Source organism: Gilliamella sp. wkB308 (assembly GCF_001690185.1).
Classification (GTDB): domain Bacteria; phylum Pseudomonadota; class Gammaproteobacteria; order Enterobacterales; family Orbaceae; genus Gilliamella; species Gilliamella apicola_I.
In genome coordinates, this window is the sequence record NZ_LZGN01000034.1 from 180,307 (window position 1) to 197,515 (window position 17,209).

General features: G+C 37.8%; 16 protein-coding genes. 4 read left to right on the forward strand and 12 right to left on the reverse strand.

Annotated elements, in window-relative coordinates; translation table 11 throughout:
* Window positions 1-75 precede the first annotated feature (75 nt).
* The 10 genes from nagA to A9G10_RS05585 form a co-directional block, all read right to left on the reverse strand.
* The gene (gene nagA, locus A9G10_RS05540) at window positions 76-1,251 is read right to left on the reverse strand and encodes an N-acetylglucosamine-6-phosphate deacetylase (protein ID WP_065558602.1); all 1,176 of its coding nucleotides are present in this window, start codon (window positions 1,249-1,251) and stop codon (window positions 76-78) included.
* Window positions 1,241-1,678 (reverse strand): PTS galactosamine/N-acetylgalactosamine transporter subunit IIA, encoded by a 438-nt coding sequence (gene agaF / locus A9G10_RS05545; RefSeq protein WP_065558603.1) that lies wholly within the window; start codon window positions 1,676-1,678, stop codon window positions 1,241-1,243. Before agaF ends, nagA begins: the two co-directional genes overlap by 11 nt.
* 9 nt (window positions 1,679-1,687) lie before the next feature.
* A complete protein-coding gene (locus A9G10_RS05550; protein WP_065558604.1) occupies window positions 1,688-2,584 on the reverse strand; it encodes a PTS system mannose/fructose/sorbose family transporter subunit IID in 897 nt (298 codons plus the stop codon).
* Window positions 2,574-3,356 carry a PTS N-acetylgalactosamine transporter subunit IIC gene (agaW, locus tag A9G10_RS05555; RefSeq protein ID WP_065558605.1) on the reverse strand — a complete coding sequence of 261 codons (783 nt, stop codon included), beginning with the start codon at window positions 3,354-3,356 and terminating at the stop codon, window positions 2,574-2,576. The genes A9G10_RS05550 and agaW overlap by 11 nt, the downstream gene beginning before the upstream one ends.
* Before the next feature lie 15 nt (window positions 3,357-3,371).
* Window positions 3,372-3,863 (reverse strand): PTS N-acetylgalactosamine transporter subunit IIB, encoded by a 492-nt coding sequence (agaV, locus tag A9G10_RS05560; protein WP_065558606.1) that lies wholly within the window; start codon window positions 3,861-3,863, stop codon window positions 3,372-3,374.
* 43 nt (window positions 3,864-3,906) lie between these two features.
* Complete coding sequence (locus A9G10_RS05565) at window positions 3,907-5,073, reverse strand: SIS domain-containing protein (RefSeq protein ID WP_065558607.1); 1,167 nt, start codon at window positions 5,071-5,073, stop codon at window positions 3,907-3,909.
* A 48-nt stretch (window positions 5,074-5,121) separates the two neighbouring features.
* Window positions 5,122-5,904, reverse strand: a complete 783-nt coding sequence (agaR, locus tag A9G10_RS05570; RefSeq protein ID WP_065558608.1) for a transcriptional repressor AgaR — start codon at window positions 5,902-5,904, stop codon at window positions 5,122-5,124.
* A gap of 410 nt (window positions 5,905-6,314) precedes the next feature.
* Window positions 6,315-7,490, reverse strand: coding sequence for an ABC transporter permease (locus A9G10_RS05575; RefSeq protein ID WP_218837344.1), 1,176 nt, complete (start codon window positions 7,488-7,490; stop codon window positions 6,315-6,317).
* Window positions 7,487-8,599: an HlyD family secretion protein gene (locus tag A9G10_RS05580; RefSeq protein ID WP_179855814.1), complete on the reverse strand. Its 1,113-nt coding sequence runs from the start codon at window positions 8,597-8,599 to the stop codon at window positions 7,487-7,489. Before A9G10_RS05580 ends, A9G10_RS05575 begins: the two co-directional genes overlap by 4 nt.
* 78 nt (window positions 8,600-8,677) lie before the next feature.
* Window positions 8,678-9,175 carry a MarR family winged helix-turn-helix transcriptional regulator gene (locus A9G10_RS05585; RefSeq protein ID WP_065558609.1) on the reverse strand — a complete coding sequence of 166 codons (498 nt, stop codon included), beginning with the start codon at window positions 9,173-9,175 and terminating at the stop codon, window positions 8,678-8,680.
* A 287-nt stretch (window positions 9,176-9,462) separates the two neighbouring features.
* Here A9G10_RS05585 and nirB point away from each other — a divergent pair, with 287 nt between their 5' ends.
* Genes nirB through cysG form a run of 4 tightly spaced genes read left to right on the forward strand, consistent with a single transcriptional unit; the run spans window position 9,463 to window position 14,529 of the window.
* Window positions 9,463-11,988, forward strand: a complete 2,526-nt coding sequence (gene nirB / locus A9G10_RS05590; protein WP_065558610.1) for a nitrite reductase large subunit NirB — start codon at window positions 9,463-9,465, stop codon at window positions 11,986-11,988.
* A gap of 1 nt (window position 11,989) precedes the next feature.
* A complete protein-coding gene (gene nirD / locus A9G10_RS05595) occupies window positions 11,990-12,325 on the forward strand; it encodes a nitrite reductase small subunit NirD (protein WP_065558611.1) in 336 nt (111 codons plus the stop codon).
* 25 nt (window positions 12,326-12,350) lie between these two features.
* On the forward strand, window positions 12,351-13,118 hold the full coding sequence (nirC, locus tag A9G10_RS05600) for a nitrite transporter NirC (protein WP_065558612.1): 768 nt from the start codon (window positions 12,351-12,353) through the stop codon (window positions 13,116-13,118).
* A gap of 37 nt (window positions 13,119-13,155) precedes the next feature.
* On the forward strand, window positions 13,156-14,529 hold the full coding sequence (gene cysG / locus A9G10_RS05605) for a siroheme synthase CysG (RefSeq protein WP_065558613.1): 1,374 nt from the start codon (window positions 13,156-13,158) through the stop codon (window positions 14,527-14,529).
* Between the two features lie 148 nt (window positions 14,530-14,677).
* Here cysG and narL read toward each other — a convergent pair whose 3' ends face one another.
* Both narL and narX read right to left on the reverse strand, forming a co-directional pair.
* Window positions 14,678-15,331, reverse strand: coding sequence for a two-component system response regulator NarL (narL, locus tag A9G10_RS05610; protein WP_065558614.1), 654 nt, complete (start codon window positions 15,329-15,331; stop codon window positions 14,678-14,680).
* Window positions 15,332-15,334: 3 nt separating this feature from the next.
* Complete coding sequence (narX, locus tag A9G10_RS05615) at window positions 15,335-17,158, reverse strand: nitrate/nitrite two-component system sensor histidine kinase NarX (protein ID WP_065558615.1); 1,824 nt, start codon at window positions 17,156-17,158, stop codon at window positions 15,335-15,337.
* Window positions 17,159-17,209 lie beyond the last annotated feature (51 nt).

A 17,209-nucleotide genomic window follows, 5' to 3' on the forward strand; every position in this document is an offset into this window, starting at 1 on the left:
GATCTCCTAATTTGCTTAAATAAAAACTCAACCGCTATTAATGATGAGTTATTATTCAGGCATTTTCCATATTTATTAAACTTGTTTTGAGTGAGTGATATATTGTTCGTTGAATTGATTAGATTGATAAACGATATTGCCCTTGACTAAAGTTGCAATCAATTGATTTTGTTCGTTAAGAACAACCAAATTAGCGATTTTATCTGGCGCAATGCTACCCAAAGTGTTGTCTATACCTAATGCTTTGGCTGGGTAATAACTACCATGTAGCCAAGCCTTATCAAAAGAAATACTGGTAAAGCTTGCCAAATTATTAACTGCACAATCAAGGGTTAATGTGCTACCTGCCAAACTTCCATCATCGGTTCGAACGACATTATCTTTCATATGCACTTGCAATTGACCTAGATAATAGTCACCATTAGGCATACCCGTTGCGCGCATGGCATCGGTGATCAACAGTAAATTTTCTCCACAACACTGATGAGCAATCGCAACCGCAGCAGGATGTACATGGTGACCATCAACAATGATTTCGGTTTGGCAATGATCTACGCTAAGTGCTGCGCCAACTACACCAGGATTACGATGATGTAATCCAGACATGCCATTATAGCAATGCACTACGCCACTTGCGCCTGCTAAAAGCGCGGCTTTTGTTGTTTGATAATCTGCATTGGTATGCCCAATCATGACCCGAATATTTTGATGACGTAACCATTTGATAATGGCTAAAGCATTCGGATACTCGGGTGCTAAAGCGATACACTTTAACGTTCCTTCGGCTAAGGCTAGCCATTTTTCAATTAGAGTGCGATCGGGAGCTTGCAGTAATTCTTCTGGGTGGGCACCTTTATGAATAGCATTAAAAAAAGGGCCTTCCAGATAAGAACCTAACAAGGTTGCGCCTGTTACGCCTTGCTGGATGCTGTTCTTTACTTGTCGTAGTGCGGCTTCGATTTTGTCATGGCTTTCTGTCACCGTCGTTGCCAAAAAAGCACCTACTCCATGTTGGGCTAAAAAATTGCTCATGGTATTGAGTGATTCATGGGTTGCATCCATAGTATCGGCGCCCATGACACCATGAATGTGCGTATCAATCAGTGCCGGTAATAGTTTGATTTGATTAGGACACGGTTTATCACTTGGTATGATATCCGTGATGATTCCGTTTTGAATGGTGACAATGACATTATCAAGCCAGCCAACCGGTGTTAACACTTGTTTGGCGTGGATTTGCTTAAATTCCATCAGAACACTCCTCATTTTTAGGTGATTTTTTTTGGTGCTCGTGCCATAAGCTCGTTATCGCTCTTTGCCCATTTTCAATGGTTTCTTGACGAATTGTTGCTAAGTCCAGATCCTCTCGCTGTAATAATATTTCAAGTAATAATGGCAGATTAGTCCCACTTATCACTTCCATATTATTATATTGATAACTCAACATGGCGGCTAGTCGAAAAGGCGAACCACCAACAATATCTGTCAAACATATCACACCTTGACCACGATCACACTGTTTTAATGCCGTATTTAACTGTTCTGCTAATTGTTCGCTACTCATGCCATCAGTAAAATTAACGGCATTAAATTGTGTTTGTTCACCAATGATTTGTGTTGCCGCTTCAAAAAGTCCGGTAGCAAAGCTACCATGACCTGTTAATATTACGCCTAACATAAATTTCCTCTATAAAAGTCCCACTAATTTGCCCACCACACCAATAATCACCGTTAACCCAATTAATTTAACGGGTGAAAAGTTACGTTTCATCAAGTAATAAATAGTTAATGTAAATCCAAGTGGTAACAAATTCGGCATTAGTTTATCGAGCACATCCGCTTGTAACGCAATATGCGCTTGACCCGCATTAATTTCTAACGGCGTTGAAAAATGCACATAAGAAGCAACCAGTGCACCAATAACAGTCATACCAACAATGGAGGCCGCATGTGAAATACGCTTAGTATGGGATTTTAATAAAGGTAACGCACTGGTACCTGCATGATAACCATAATGAGCAAGTCCAAAACGTAGACCGAAATGGACTAAATTGAACATTAACAAGAAAATGATCGGACCAAACAGACTTCCTTCTAAAGCTAATGAGGCGCCAATCCCTGCGCAGATTGGTAATAAGGTGAGCCAAAATAGCGCATCACCGATTCCGCCTAATGGTCCCATTAAGGCAACTTTTACCGCCCGGATAGTCGATATGTTTTCTTTTCCTTTTTCCATGGCTAAGACTAAACCAGATAAAAAGGTCGCATCGAAAGGATGAACATTGATAAATTCCATATGCATGTGCATAGAATTTTTTAGATCATCCTTATTTTTATGAATTTTACGTAGTGCAGGTAATACGGTAAAAAGCCAACCGCCAGCTTGCATACGTTCGTAATTAAATGATGCTTGCAACGCCAGTGAGCGAAACGCCATTCGGTTTATATCACCTTTAGTTAGTGTGACATCTTGACTTTGGTCGGTAAACGTATCTGTCGAGACTTTGCTTGTGGCAAGTGCTTGTGCCATACGTTTTTCTTCTTTATCTGCCATTTTTTTGTCATGATCATCATTAAATTCCATCTTCTACCTCCACTGAAGTTGCGCTTACAGATTTGTTACTGTCATTGTTATCACGGCTATAATTATAGAAATCAATCATTGCAATGGCTAAAGCACCTAATGCAATTGCTAAAATAGGTAAATTAAGATAGGTCACCCCCAGAAAACCTAAGATAAAGTAGGCAACATACGTTTTCTTCATCATAATCTTCATTAGCATTGCAAAACCAATTGCTGGCATCATTCCGCCCGCGACACTAAGCCCATCTAATAACCATTTAGGTGATTTTTCAACTAATGCGGTTGCTGCATCAGCACCAAAATAGATAGGTAAAAATGCGACAATGAAATAGAAACAAAATAGAATTATCATCCCCAGATAGTTTACCCACTCAATACCTTTAAAATTGAGCTGATCAACATAGCGATCACATTTATGCATCATTGGCGAATAGAATGTAAATAAAAGAGTAATACAACCTTGTACCGCTATGGCAAAGGGAACCGCTATCCCAATGGCAACTTTAGGCTCGGTGTGCGTTAAAATTGCAAAACTGGTACCAATCACGCCGCCTATAACCACATTCGGTGGTTGTGCGCCGGCGAGTGGAACCATGCCCATCCAGACCAGTTCCAACGAGCCACCCACATATAAACCTGTTTTTACATCACCCAAAATCAAACCAACTAACGGTCCAATAACGATTGGTCTGTGTAAATGCGTAAGTCCGTCAAATAAGTCTACGCCAGCAATACCGGCTAGCAGTCCTATTAATAAAGCATCCATTAACATAATTTGCTCCTCTTGCTATGATGATAGATTGAGTAAATCCGCTATTTTTTCGCCAGATTCATCTGGTACACGGCGAACTTCGCAAGTAACGCCTAACTTTTCCAGCTCGTTAAAAGCAGCGATATCATTGTCATCAACGGATACCGTTTTATGGATCTGTTTTTTCCCTTCAGAAAAGTGCATATTGCCAACATTGACAAATTTAATTGGTACACCACCTTTAACAAGAGTTAGAACGTCTTGGGGTGTTTTACAAACAATAAAGATTTTTTGACGTTCAGCGGCTTTGCCAATAATGTCGATAGTTTTTTGTAAGGTGAAATAACGGGTTTGAATTCCTTCTGCAATAACCATATCCATCAGATTTTGTTGTACCGGATCTTGCGCAGCGCTGTCATTGGCAACTAATAAAAGATTAGCGCCAAGTGCATTCACCCAAGTCACACCAACTTGACCATGAACTAAGCGGTTATCAATACGTGTCATAAGAATATTAGGAGTACTCATATTTTTATATCCTTTTATTTAAAGGTTTAATCGGATTGATGACTTAAATTTGATGAAATGGATAAATCGTCACACCTTTTACTACTCGATTCACTTCACCGGTAGGACAAGGATTGTCAGGCGTTAATCCAAAACTAAGCGATTTTTCAAACGCTAACATTTGCGCAAAAACTAAGTAAGGAAAAATCAACCAACAATCGGAAAGATGACAATCAACCGACAATATTTGCTTATGTGTGCTTTGCTGACCGCTCAAAGCAAGTACATCTGTTGCGATATTGTCGTGTTCTAACTCATTAAATAAATCGATATCGTATTGGTGGATATAAGCATCGTTAGAAAAGAAACATACCACTAAACTTTTACCATTAATCATAAATTTAGGGCCGTGGCGTAAACCTAATATTGAATCAAATCGGGTTGCAATTTTACCTGCTGTTAGCTCTAAAATTTTTAATGCGGCTTCTTGAGCGATGCCAGTGAAACAACTACTACCAACATAGATTACTCGTTCATGATTTTTTTGGGCTAATTGTTTGGTGATGGTTTGCCAATTTAAAAGTTGGTGCTCACAAATAGTGGCAATTTTCATGACTGCATCATATGCTTGATGAGTATCGATACCGCCTAAAAGCAGCAGTGTGGCTAATATCATGCTACTAATACTCGATGTCATTGCAAACCCAAGATCATGCGTTCCTTCTGGCAGCACTAATTGCAATATACGCTGAGCATTATTTTTTTGGTGAGCATAATCGGTTAATGCACAATTGGGATTACAGGTTAAAAATAGGTGATAGCAATCTGAAACGATTTGATCGGCTAATTTTACGGTTGCTACGCTTTCAGGGCTGTTGCCGGAACGGGCAAACGAGACAATTAATGTTTTTTTATGGGTAGATAGATATTGTAATGGATCAGCAACAATTTCAGTGGTGCCATAAGCATAAACATTGCGTTTAGTCTGTTCTCTTAGCCATGGTGCAAGGGCGACACCGCCAAAAGCGGAAGATCCCGCGCCGGTAAGAATAATAACTAAATTCGGATCAGCCAGTAAGGGGGTTAGAAAGGTTTCTATTTGAGGTTGTCTTTGGGAAAGTAATTGAAGCAAATCACGCCAAATTTGAGGTTGTTGACAAATTTCTTTAGCCGTATGAATTGCACCGTGTCGTTCTAACCACTCTTTCGAATAATTTAAGTATTGTTGCATAATTGTGATCCTGTTCGTTAAGTCATATAAATAAAAAAAGAGGAAAGTTTATAGATTGGCAATAACCACATTAATGCCTAATGTATGTAATTGCGTTAAATATTCTTTTGGAATGTTTGAATCTGTAATCAGCGTTTCAATAGGATTGATTTTTTCAATCATACAAAAGCTTTTACGTCCAAATTTACTTGAATCCGTTATCGCAATGATTTGACCTGAAACTTGACACATGACCCGATTCACCGAGGCTTCGCCAAAATTGGGTGTTGTGATACCTGCGCTAAGGTCAAAGCCATCAACACCTAAAAAAAGTTTATTAAAGTGATACATTCTGAGTTGTTGTTCTACGGTAGGCCCCGAAATAGAAAAGGCTTTTTTTCGAATATTACCGCCAGCAATGATGACTTCAATATCAGTATTGATTGATAAATCGTAGGCAATATTAATTGCATTGGTAAAAACAATGAGATTTTGTTTTTCACGCAGATAAGGCACCATGGCTGCCGTTGTTGAGCCTGAATCGAGAATAATGCGATCACCATCTTTAACCATTTCTGCCGCTTTTTGGGCTATCTTATTTTTAATGGTAGAGTTAATACGACTTTTATCTTGTAATGGTCTATCAAAAGCGAAAGCCTTATTTAGCATCGCACCACCATATGAACGCAATACACAACCTTTTTGTTCTAAATGGCGAAGATCATTACGAATGGTGACAGTTGAAACTTTAAAAAGCTTACTTAATTTATTGACTGAAACGGTATTTTCTTTACCGAGTAAATAAATAATTTTTTCTCGACGCTGCAACGTATTCATTATTAAATCATTCATAACATAATTACTTGTTTTGCTTTCATTCTGTTATTCAATTTAAACACAGGCAAAGGATCGAAAAATGATAGGTGAGTCACAAAACCGATTTTGGTTATAAAAACGTGAAAATCTTTTCATTTGAAAGGAAGTGAAAGAAAGGGTAAGGATAGTAATAATAACTTAAAAATAATATTGTATTGTTATTCAATTAATTAGCAAACTTGAATGGATAATGAAAAATACTTAAATTATCGAAAAAATAACGAGTATTTCGTTTAATGAAGTGATGAAGATCACAAATTGGATAATTCGACCAAAATATTTAGAATATTTTATCAATAAAAAAGAAATGACGTTGAGCCCAAAGTTAAATAAAGTGAAAGTTGTTATTGAAACCCAATGAGAGTTTCAATAACTTTATTAATGAGTTAGCTTACGTCGGTTTGGGGATGTGCAATGGATTTTTGCGTTCGTTCAAAAACGATCATCACCACAAACGCAATGACAGTTAAATAAATAATGAAAATGCCATAGGTAGATAGCATATCAATCAGTGAACGTCCTCGCATGGCGATATCTCGGAAGAATCGAAATAGCCAGACTAAAGGAAATGCATGACTAACATAGTAAGTCCAAAGTGGCATTATCCCGACTGCCATGGTTGATCCACCCATAATAAATCCCGGTGGTACTAAGAAAATCATTTTGCTTGCGCCTTCACCGGGATTATTAGTTTTCCAGGAAAGTAAAAAACCTAACCAACCAAACGCAAGTCCGGTCATGAAAATGCTTGGTATAAAAATAAAATAATTACCATCAAAACGTAATTGTCCAAAGATCACTAATACGGCGGTTATTAATGTTAATCCGGTCGTATAAAATAATGCATAAGGGACTGTTCTTGCTAATAGTGCAACAAAGCCTCTTTCTAAAACTGTATTCCACATGCCAGTGACTTTTAAACGACCGACAATCATTAAAGAGGTTAATCCATACGTCAGTGAGGAGAAGAAGTAAACAAAATAGATGATTGTCGATATAGTGGAAGAGCTAGCTGGATTAAACATATATCGCGTTTTAAGTTGCATTGGCGATAAGGTGGCTTCTGTCCCTTCATGTCCTAAACCTAATGCAGACACTTTACCGACGCTAAGTTCCGCCCCTAACTCAGGAATATATTCATTTAAGCTTTGTAACACTTTGGCATTTTGTGCATCATTGGTATCATCAGCAAAATACCCTAAACGAACAGTTTGGTCACCTTTTTTAAGACTTTTTTCTAATCCTTTTGGGATATAAAGTACCCCTAAATTGCGATCGTGCGAAACTAAAGTGATAGGATTTACTGGTGACCGGATGACTTCGGATACTTCGATATAAGGTGAAGTATTGACTTTACTGATTAATTCCGTTGAATAGTGTGAACCATCAAGATCGATAACCGCAATCTTACCTTCAAAAACGGCACCATGACTTAACACAATGGAAAAGATTAGGGCAACAATTGCCGCTAATCCTATCGCAACTTTATAATATGGAATGAAGTGACCTGACAACATTGCGTCAAGTTCTTCTTGCATAGATTTAATGATGTTTTGCATCATTGATCAACCTCGATTGTCATACCCGTTAAAAGTTTTGGAATAGGTTCCATATATATTCTGACTTGATAAGAGGTTAAATCAGCTTGACCACGTTCACGTGTCATACGTAAATCCGCAAAAGAAGGCGCTGCGGTTGCAAAACGAACTTTACCTTTTATCTCTTTATCAAGGGCGATGACATTGGCTTTAACCGTTGTGCCCGGTTGGTAATCATTAACCATTTTTTCATTTACATAAATGTCAATGTATTTACGATCGGTCTCTAATAATACCGCAGGTGCGCCGGTTGGGGCTAATTCACCATCTTCGAACATGATTTTTAATACTTTGCCATCTTCAGGAGCCGTTAACGTTAATCGTTGGTAATTGATATGTAGCTGTTTTAAGTCTGCTTCAGCTTGTGCAAGTTGTGCTTGGAGCTGAGCTAACTGATTTTGTCGGTTTTGAAGTTTTTGTCGTGCGATAGCAACAGATTGTATTGTCATACCTGTTGCATTTCGAGTTTGCTCAAATTGATTAACTTGTTCGGGTGTTGCACCAATCATTAAGGTGGATAATTGGCTTTGGATCTGAACAACTTGCATTTTCGCAACCGTAAAGGCATTACGGGCGGTATCAAGTTGTGATTGCGAGTTTCCCCCTGTTTTACGTAATTGGGTTTGACGATCAAACTCCATTTGAGCTAAATTTTGAGCTGATTTAGCAGCTTCTAAATTTGCTTTTACTTCTTCAATTTTACGCCAAGTGGATAATTCGGTTAAATTTGTTTCGTTTTCAGTGATCGCAATGGCAGCTTGTTCTTGAGCAACAGCCGCTTTTTGACTATCAACCTGCGCTTGTAGACGATCGATAGCTAATTTAGTATCGACATCTTCTAATTGCATTAATGGATCCCCTTTTTTTACAAATTGTGATTCTTCAACAAATCGTTTGATGACTTTTCCGCTCACATTTTGAAAGGCAATATTAATCTCATCTGCGGTTAATACGCCAGATTTAATACTTTTAGCCACGGTGACGGCATCATTTCGAGAACCTAAAAAGATTAAAAAAGAGGCAACTGTTAGGATAATTAAAAATATAACAGGGATTTTGATATTTTTTTTCATATATAGCTTATTTTCCATTTAATTAGTCAGCTAAGTATTTAGATAAATTTAATAGACTTTAAATGAGCTTAAAGTCAGTTAATTTCGTAAAAGTTTACGTAACATCAATATTAAAGACTCTTGTTCTTGCGAGCTTAAAACCTCGGCAAAAGCACGAATCGATTTTAGGTGATTGGGTAATGCTTTTTGAATTAATTTTTCGCCAACTTCAGTCAATGAGATTAGTCGAGAGCGACCATCTTCCCCACTTTTGGACATGGTGATTAATGGTGAAGTTGCAGCTAGCATTCGTTTAACCATAACTGACACGGTAGCAGGAGTAACACCTATGCGTAATGCCAAATCACTGGCACAGGTTTCACCTTCCGAAAAGAGTGACATTAATAATGCAAACTTACCTTCCGAAACATCATAATCTTTAGTCAGTTGTGCGTAAATGTTTGAACGGATTAAGTCAGCCGTGGTGATCAAGCTTAAGACCAGATCAACGCCTGAAACATCAACAATATCATCATTAAATCTTTGTGCTCGTGCTAACGTTTCACGAGACGGAAGCTTTCTTGACTTGTAATTCAATTATCATTACTCAATTTATTTAGTCGGCTAATTATACTATTTAAATTTTGATTAGCAACATTATTTAACCAAGGGTGATTGGATATTAAAGGTTAAAGGCCATCAGGGTAGGGATCCTAAATTTAATTGACGTTAAATATTTTATAATGCTTTGTTTTAAAAATAGTTATCGTTATTACTACTAAAGTGGTAATCCTTGAGGATAATTATAATCTGAGCAAAGTAACATAAAATGGAGCACAGCTATAAATTAAATAATTGAATTAAAATAAAATTGGAGCTTTATTATGAGTAAAACCAATCTCGTTATCATCGGTAATGGGATGGTTGGACATCGTTTTATTGAAGAAGTTATCGATAAAATGCAGTCTGATCTGTTCAATATTACCATCTTTTGTGAAGAACCTCGCCTTGCATATGACCGTGTTCACCTTTCTTCCTATTTTTCTGACCACACTGCTGAAGCGCTTTCTTTAGTTCGTGAAGGGCTATATGAAGAAAATAACATTCAAGTATTACTGAATGAGCGGGCAATATTAATTAATCGTCAACGTAAAGAAGTTCACTCACACACAGGGCGAATTGTTCACTATGATAAATTGATTATTGCTACCGGATCTTATGCGTGGGTACCACCTATTAAAGGTTCAGATGGTGCAGATTGTTTTGTTTACCGAACCATTGAAGATCTTGATGCCATTCGTGAATGCGCAAAACAGTGTAAATCAGGTGCTGTTGTCGGTGGGGGGTTGTTAGGGCTTGAAGCTGCTGGTGCGCTGAAAAATTTAGGAATACAAACGCATGTCGTCGAATTTGCGCCAGTATTGATGGCTGAACAACTTGATGCCATGGGGGGTGATCAGTTACGCCGAAAAATTGAAGAGATGGGCGTTGGAGTTCATACCAGTAAAAATACCCAAGAAATTATTCATACGCCGTTAGGTAAGAAGATGCAATTTGCTGATGGTTCGTCGCTGGAAGTTGATTTTATCGTATTTTCAACAGGTATTCGCCCGAATGATCAACTTGCTAAAGCATGTCAACTTGAGATTGGTCAACGTGGTGGCATTGTGGTAAATAACCATTGTCAGACATCTGATCCTGATATTTACGCTATTGGTGAGTGTGCTTGTTGGCAAGGTAAAGTATTTGGTTTGGTTGCACCAGGCTATAAGATGGCACAAGTTGCCTTAGCTCACTTAATGGGTGAGTCAATGCAATTTGAAGGTGCTGATATGAGCGCTAAATTAAAGTTAATGGGCGTTGATGTCGGTAGTATAGGGGATGCTAAAGGAAAAACAACCGCTAGTCGTAGTTATGTCTATTTAGATGAAAATATACCGGTTTATAAAAAATTAGTTGTTTCGTCAGATAATAAAAAATTATTAGGTGCTGTGTTGGTGGGTGATACAGCTGATTATAGTAATTTATTGCAATTGATGTTAAATGAGATGGATCTTCCTGAGCATCCGGACACTTTAATTTTACCGGCTCATGCTGGGGCTAAACCGACAATGGGCGTCGAAGCTTTACCAGATACCGCACAAATTTGCTCATGTTTTGATGTGACAAAAGCAAAAATTATTAATGCAATTCACGCAGGTTGTCATACTGTAGCGGCAATCAAAGCAGAAACCAAAGCTGGCACCGGTTGTGGAGGGTGTATTCCATTAGTAACTCAGCTATTAAATTCTGAATTAGCTAAACAAGGTATCGAAGTCAGTCATGCTTTATGTGAACATTTTAAATACTCACGCCAAGAATTATATCATTTGATTCGTGTTGAAGGATTAACTTCATTTAATGAAGTGATTAAAAAACATGGTACGGGTTATGGATGTGAGGTGTGTAAACCGACGATCGCATCTTTATTAGCTTCATGTTGGAACGATTATATTCTCAAACAAGATTTAGTTCCGTTGCAAGACAGTAACGATATCTTTCTTGGTAATATCCAAAAAAATGGAACATATTCGGTTATTCCGCGTAGTGCCGGAGGTGAAATTACACCAGAAGGCTTGATTGCGGTGGGGCAAATTGCTAAAAAATATCAACTTTATTCAAAAATTACCGGCTCTCAACGTATCGGTCTTTTCGGTGCGCAAAAAGATGATCTACCCGCTATTTGGAAAGAGTTAATTGATGCCGGCTTTGAGAGTGGTTATGCGTATGCAAAAGCCTTACGAATGGCTAAAACCTGTGTTGGTAGTACGTGGTGCCGTTTTGGTGTTGGGGATAGTGTCGGTCTGGGGGTAGAACTTGAAAATCGTTACAAAGGAATTCGGGCTCCACATAAATTTAAATTAGGTGTGTCGGGTTGTACGCGTGAATGTGCGGAAGCACAAGGTAAAGATATTGGCGTTATTGCAACTGAAAAAGGTTGGAATCTTTACGTATGTGGCAATGGTGGCATGAAACCTCGTCATGCTGATTTGCTTGCTGCTGATCTCGATAAACAAACATTAATTCAATATCTTGATCGCTTTATTATGTTTTATATCCGTACTGCTGATAAATTACAACGCACTTCGGTATGGCTCGAAAATCTGGAAGGTGGAATTGATTATTTGCGTAGTGTAATCATCGACAATAAGTTAGGTATTAATGATGAGTTGGAAAGTGAAATGACTCGTCTGCGTAAATTGGTGGTGTGTGAGTGGAAAGAAACGGTTGAACATCCTGAAAACCAACAACGATTTACTCACTTTATTAACAGTAATTTGCGTGATGAAAATGTCAAATTTATTCCAGAACGTGATCAGCATCGACCTGCGACAGCTGAAGAACGTCAAGCAATGTTAGGAGAGCAGTAATATGAGCCAATGGATAACAGTTTGTCAACTCGATGACATTTTACCGGAAACAGGCGTATGTGCACTTGTTGGTCATGAACATGTTGCGGTATTCCGTCCTTATGATTCTGATGAAATTTATGCAATCAGTAATATCGATCCTTTTGCGCAAGCCAGTGTCTTATCTCGAGGTATTATTGGGCAGCATGACAATGACTTGTATGTTGCAAGCCCATTAAAAAAACAGCGTTTTCGTTTAAAAGATGGTTATTGCATAGATGATGCCGACTATTCAATTGCGCATTATGAAGTAAGAGTCAATACAGATGGTTTTGTTGAAGTTAAATCATCGAGTTAAAACAATTTTTAAGGTTTAGATAGTTATGTATACCGATACCATTAATAAATGTGCTGCCAATGCAGCACGTATTGTACGTTTAGCCAAAATTAACCCAATAGGGTTTTGGTTAAGTTCTGCTATGGCTGGCGCTTATGTTGGACTTGGCATTATTTTGATTTTCACTTTAGGTAATTTACTTGATCCGTCGTTAAGACCTTTAGTCATGGGGGCGACATTTGGTATTGCCTTAACGTTAGTTGTGATTGCTGGGTCTGAGCTTTTTACCGGTCACACAATGTTTTTAACGTTTGGCGTAAAATGTAAGAAAATTACGCATACACAGATGTGGCTAGTATTACCTCAAACGTGGTTAGCTAATTTATTGGGTTCTATTTTTGTCGCTGCTTTATATTTTTATGCTGCTACCCCATTATTATCAACCGATACCAGTTTAGTGCATAGTGCAGCACTAGCCAAAACGACTGCATCGGCTAGTGCGCTGTTTTTCCGTGGCATTTTGTGTAACTGGCTTGTTTGTTTAGCTATTTGGATGGCAAATCGTGTTGAAGGTTCAGCTAAATTTATTGCGATTTGGTGGTGTTTGCTTGCATTTATTGCCTGTGGTTATGAGCATTCGGTGGCGAATATGACGCTATTTTCACTCTCATGGTTTGGTCATCATAGTGAGGCTTATACCCTATGTGGAATTGGTCATAATTTACTTTGGGTATCGTTAGGTAACCTTGTTTCTGGCGTTGTTTTTATGGGCTTAGGATACTGGTATTCGACGCCGAAAACTGAACGACCATAATCTTAGCAGAATTAAAAAGGATATATATTGAGGTTTTATGGATTATTTTCCACTATTTTGTAAGTTAGAAAATCGTGATTGTCTGTTGGTCGGGGGTGGCGAAATCGCTGAGCGAAAAGCTCGGCTATTACTCGAAGCGGGTGCAAAGTTAACGGTTAACGCACTTGAATTTAATGAGCAATTTTTATGTTGGCAAGCGCAAAAACAGTTGATGTTACAGCAAGGTGAATTTAATGCACAACTGCTTGATAATAAATGGTTAGTCATTGCCGCGACCGATTGTCCTAAAACCAATCAAACCGTTAGTATAGAGGCTGAAAATCGCCGTATTTTTTGTAATGTTGTCGATTCGCCGAAAGATGCTAGTTTTATTATGCCTTCGATAATTGATCGTTCACCGATTATGGTTGCCGTGTCATCAGGAGGGCATGCGCCGGTTTTAGCTCGTCTATTACGAGAAAAACTAGAGTCAATATTGCCTCAGCACTTAGGTAAATTAGCGCAATATGCGGGTTATTTACGAAATAAAGCTAAGCAAACCTATAAAACGCTGACAGAACGCCGTCGATTTTGGGAAAAGCTTTTTACCCATGATAGATTGGCACAAGCCATTGCCAATAATGATTCTGAACAAGTGGAAACACTAACTAATGAGTTATTTAATCTATCACTGGATCATCGTGGTGAAGTGGTTTTAGTGGGCGCTGGTCCCGGTGATGCAGGCTTACTGACTTTAAAAGGATTACAGCAAATCCAACAAGCGGATATCATTGTGTATGATCGATTGGTTTCGGATGAAATTATGAATCTTGTCAGGCGGGATGCTCAGCGTATTTTTGTTGGCAAACGGGCAGGGTATCACTGCGTGCCACAAGAACAGATTAATCAAATTTTGCTGGAACAAGCGCAAAAAGGGTTACGTGTTGTCCGTCTAAAAGGGGGCGATCCGTTTATTTTTGGGCGAGGAGGCGAAGAGCTGGAAACGTTATATAATGCTGATATTCCATTTTCAGTTGTACCGGGGATCACTGCTGCATCAGGGTGTTCTGCATACAGTGGTATTCCTTTAACACATCGAGATTATGCGCATAGTGTTCGTTTAATTACTGGGCATTTGAAAGATGGTAGTCATCTTGATTGGCAAAGTTTAGCGGCTGAAAAGCAGACCTTAGTGTTTTATATGGGACTGTCTCAAGCTGAAAACATTAGTCAACAATTAATCAAACACGGTATGAATGCTAATACGCCAGTCGCCATTGTTGAGGAAGGTACCAGTACCAAACAAAAAGTGGTAACGGGTTTGCTTGGTGAGTTAGCTAAAATCGCTTTGCGAGCATGTAGTCCAAGTTTGATTATCATCGGGCCGGTTGTTGCATTACGAGAAAAACTCAATTGGTTTTCAAATCATTAAATTAAACAAGCAAGTCTATTAATTTACAGCGTAATGGTCTTGCCTGTTATCTAAACGTTAACCGCCTTACATCATCATAACTTAAGGGATGACAGCTTTTAAAGCTTTTGATCGAGTTAAGTATAATCAATTATCTTCAATTAAAGCATTACTCTTTGCTCTGTAAATACCATACGGTCATTTCCATGCGTGATTTGAAATTTAATTTTTTAAAGATACTTTTTACATGCACTTTTACGGTACTTTCAACAATATCCAGATCTTTGGCAATGCGTTTATTCGAAAGTCCTTGCACTAACAGATTAAATATTTCATGTTCTCGAGGGGTTAATAAGTTTATATCATGAATTTGTTTGGTTGTTGGTTCACCGCTGTTTCGCATATAGTGAAGAATAATATGCGAAATTGCTTCATCCATAATAATTTTACCTTCTGCGATATCTTTTAGCGCTTTAATAAAATCTTCTGGCTCCATATCCTTTAACAGGTAACCATCTGCTCCACTTTTGAGTGCGGTAATGATATCTTCTTTGGCATCCGATACCGTGAACATGATGATGCGACTTGAAATATTTTTTTCCCGTAAATAACGCAGTATTTCTAACCCATTAACATTTTGAATATTGATATCCAGTAAGATCATATCGGGATCGAGCTTTTCAGCGAGTTTTATCCCTTCTGTTCCTGACCCCGTTTCACCAATCACTTCAAAATGGCTAACGGTATTGATTAATTGTTTTACACCATTTCTAAGCATAGGGTGATCGTCAATAAGTAGTATCGAACTTTTTATCTGTTCCATGAGTTACTCTTCTATTATCGTAAATGGAATGGTCTTATTGGCTTTAAATATTACCATAACTTGCGTGCCTTTTTGTGGCTCAGTATTAATTGTTAGATTACCATTTAGGATTTCTGCCCTATCTCGCATAATCACCATACCATAATGATTATCCTGCTTAACATCAGTTTGAAAACCAATACCATTATCGCTAACACTAACCGTGATAATCTGGTTATCATCAATGGTTAACGCAATGATAACGTGTGATGCTTGTGCGTGTTTGTACACATTGTTCAGTGCTTCTCGAATAAATTGTAATAAGTGAAAAGCATGTTTGCTTTTAATGATATTGAGCGGTAATTGATATTCAAGTTGAATAGTAAATTTTAGTTTTTGATTAAACTCTTCAATCATCTCCATTAAGCTGGCATAAAAACCTGTTTGATTAAGCCGCAAACGAAAAGAGGTAATTAATTCACGTAACTGAGAATAGGTGATATTGACCTCTTTTCGCATTGTTGCTAATAGATCAATACTACTTGGTGATGTCAAATCAGATTGCATTTGTAGACAGCTAAGATGTATTTTTAAACAGGATAATGATTGCGCAATTGAATCATGCAATTCTCTTGCCATTGCTGATCGCTCTTTCATTAATAAATACTGCTTTTGTTGCTCTATTTGTCGATCGAGCATCATTGCAGTGGACATCTGCTCAATAAGTCCTGTTATTAAGTTTTCCTGCTCGTCGCTAAGGGTAACATTTGTCGGTTGAATGGCAAATAATATGCCATATTTTTCGCCATTGTCTTGAAGATACCAATAACGTTGGAATCCATGTTGCTGAGTATGCTTTGATTCGGTTAAACAAGCACAGCAATGCGGATTTTGGCAGAAAGGCAATTTTTGCTCATTGTCATAACTAATCTGTTGGTAATGTTCAGGGTTTTCCGATTCATAAAATCGGATTTGAAATTGAGTGAGTGGTACAAGTTCTTCTAATTGACGTAAAATAATTAAAAAACGTTCACATAATGGCTTTGATGTATGGAGTTGTTTGGTAGCGTGATATTGAAATGAGATGATATTATTGGTTTGTTGCAATTCCGCTGTTTTTTCAGCTACCCGTTCTTCAAGAATTAAATATTGTGATTCGATTTGCTCGGACATGTTATTTAACGCCAATCCTAACAAGTCGAATTCATTTTTTCTGGAACGTAGCGGAAAACGTTCACTAAAATTGTGTTTTGAAATAGCCTGAGCCATATTAATCAGTTTACGCCAAGGGGCGAGAAGATAACGACGTAAATAGTAAATTTGAGCAATAAGAAAGACCACAATAAGAATAATAAATAATTGTTGCAGACGAGAAATATAATGAATCTGATTTTCGGTCTTCTGATCGATCTTATGTACTAAATAATTGGTTTTGATAACAAATTGATCGATATCCGTTTTTATCTCATCGATGTTTTTGGCTTGTGCAATTTTTATCGCAATTTCGGTACGCCATTTATTATGTAACTCATTGAATTCATCTATTAAATCATAACGTTCAAAAAGGGCTAATTGTTGTTTTGACGACGTTATTTCACTAAAAATATTTAAACGGTCATTATCGTGTTTATTGAGGGGAACCATTGATAAAAGTTGATAACTTTTCATACGGATTAGCCCTAATTGATTAATCATATACGCGCTACCTTTGGTATCATTAGCGACTTGAATCGATAGCGATAACGCAATTAACGCAATGGTGCCTAAAAAACACATTAATAGCGACAAACGATTAATAATTGAAGCGTGATAGCGAGTTTTATTATTGGTTGTTTTAGTACTCAGCATAGAATTACAATAAATTAACTAAGAAATAATGATTTATCCGTATTGTAACGC

What these genes read in the sequence shown, in the direction of transcription:
- nirC (WP_065558612.1), top strand. Translation starts at nt 12,351, where the DNA reads ATGTATACCGATACCATTAATAAATGTGCTGCCAATGCAGCACGTATT.
- agaF (WP_065558603.1), bottom strand. Translation starts at nt 1,678, where the DNA reads ATGTTAGGCGTAATATTAACAGGTCATGGTAGCTTTGCTACCGGACTT.
- nagA (WP_065558602.1), bottom strand. Translation starts at nt 1,251, where the DNA reads ATGGAATTTAAGCAAATCCACGCCAAACAAGTGTTAACACCGGTTGGC.
- A9G10_RS05565 (WP_065558607.1), bottom strand. Translation starts at nt 5,073, where the DNA reads ATGCAACAATACTTAAATTATTCGAAAGAGTGGTTAGAACGACACGGT.
- nirB (WP_065558610.1), top strand. Translation starts at nt 9,463, where the DNA reads ATGAGTAAAACCAATCTCGTTATCATCGGTAATGGGATGGTTGGACAT.
- A9G10_RS05575 (WP_218837344.1), bottom strand. Translation starts at nt 7,490, where the DNA reads ATGATGCAAAACATCATTAAATCTATGCAAGAAGAACTTGACGCAATG.
- cysG (WP_065558613.1), top strand. Translation starts at nt 13,156, where the DNA reads ATGGATTATTTTCCACTATTTTGTAAGTTAGAAAATCGTGATTGTCTG.
- A9G10_RS05550 (WP_065558604.1), bottom strand. Translation starts at nt 2,584, where the DNA reads ATGGAATTTAATGATGATCATGACAAAAAAATGGCAGATAAAGAAGAA.
- narL (WP_065558614.1), bottom strand. Translation starts at nt 15,331, where the DNA reads ATGGAACAGATAAAAAGTTCGATACTACTTATTGACGATCACCCTATG.
- narX (WP_065558615.1), bottom strand. Translation starts at nt 17,158, where the DNA reads ATGCTGAGTACTAAAACAACCAATAATAAAACTCGCTATCACGCTTCA.
- A9G10_RS05580 (WP_179855814.1), bottom strand. Translation starts at nt 8,599, where the DNA reads ATGAAAAAAAATATCAAAATCCCTGTTATATTTTTAATTATCCTAACA.
- agaR (WP_065558608.1), bottom strand. Translation starts at nt 5,904, where the DNA reads ATGAATGATTTAATAATGAATACGTTGCAGCGTCGAGAAAAAATTATT.
- agaW (WP_065558605.1), bottom strand. Translation starts at nt 3,356, where the DNA reads ATGTTAATGGATGCTTTATTAATAGGACTGCTAGCCGGTATTGCTGGC.
- nirD (WP_065558611.1), top strand. Translation starts at nt 11,990, where the DNA reads ATGAGCCAATGGATAACAGTTTGTCAACTCGATGACATTTTACCGGAA.
- agaV (WP_065558606.1), bottom strand. Translation starts at nt 3,863, where the DNA reads ATGAGTACTCCTAATATTCTTATGACACGTATTGATAACCGCTTAGTT.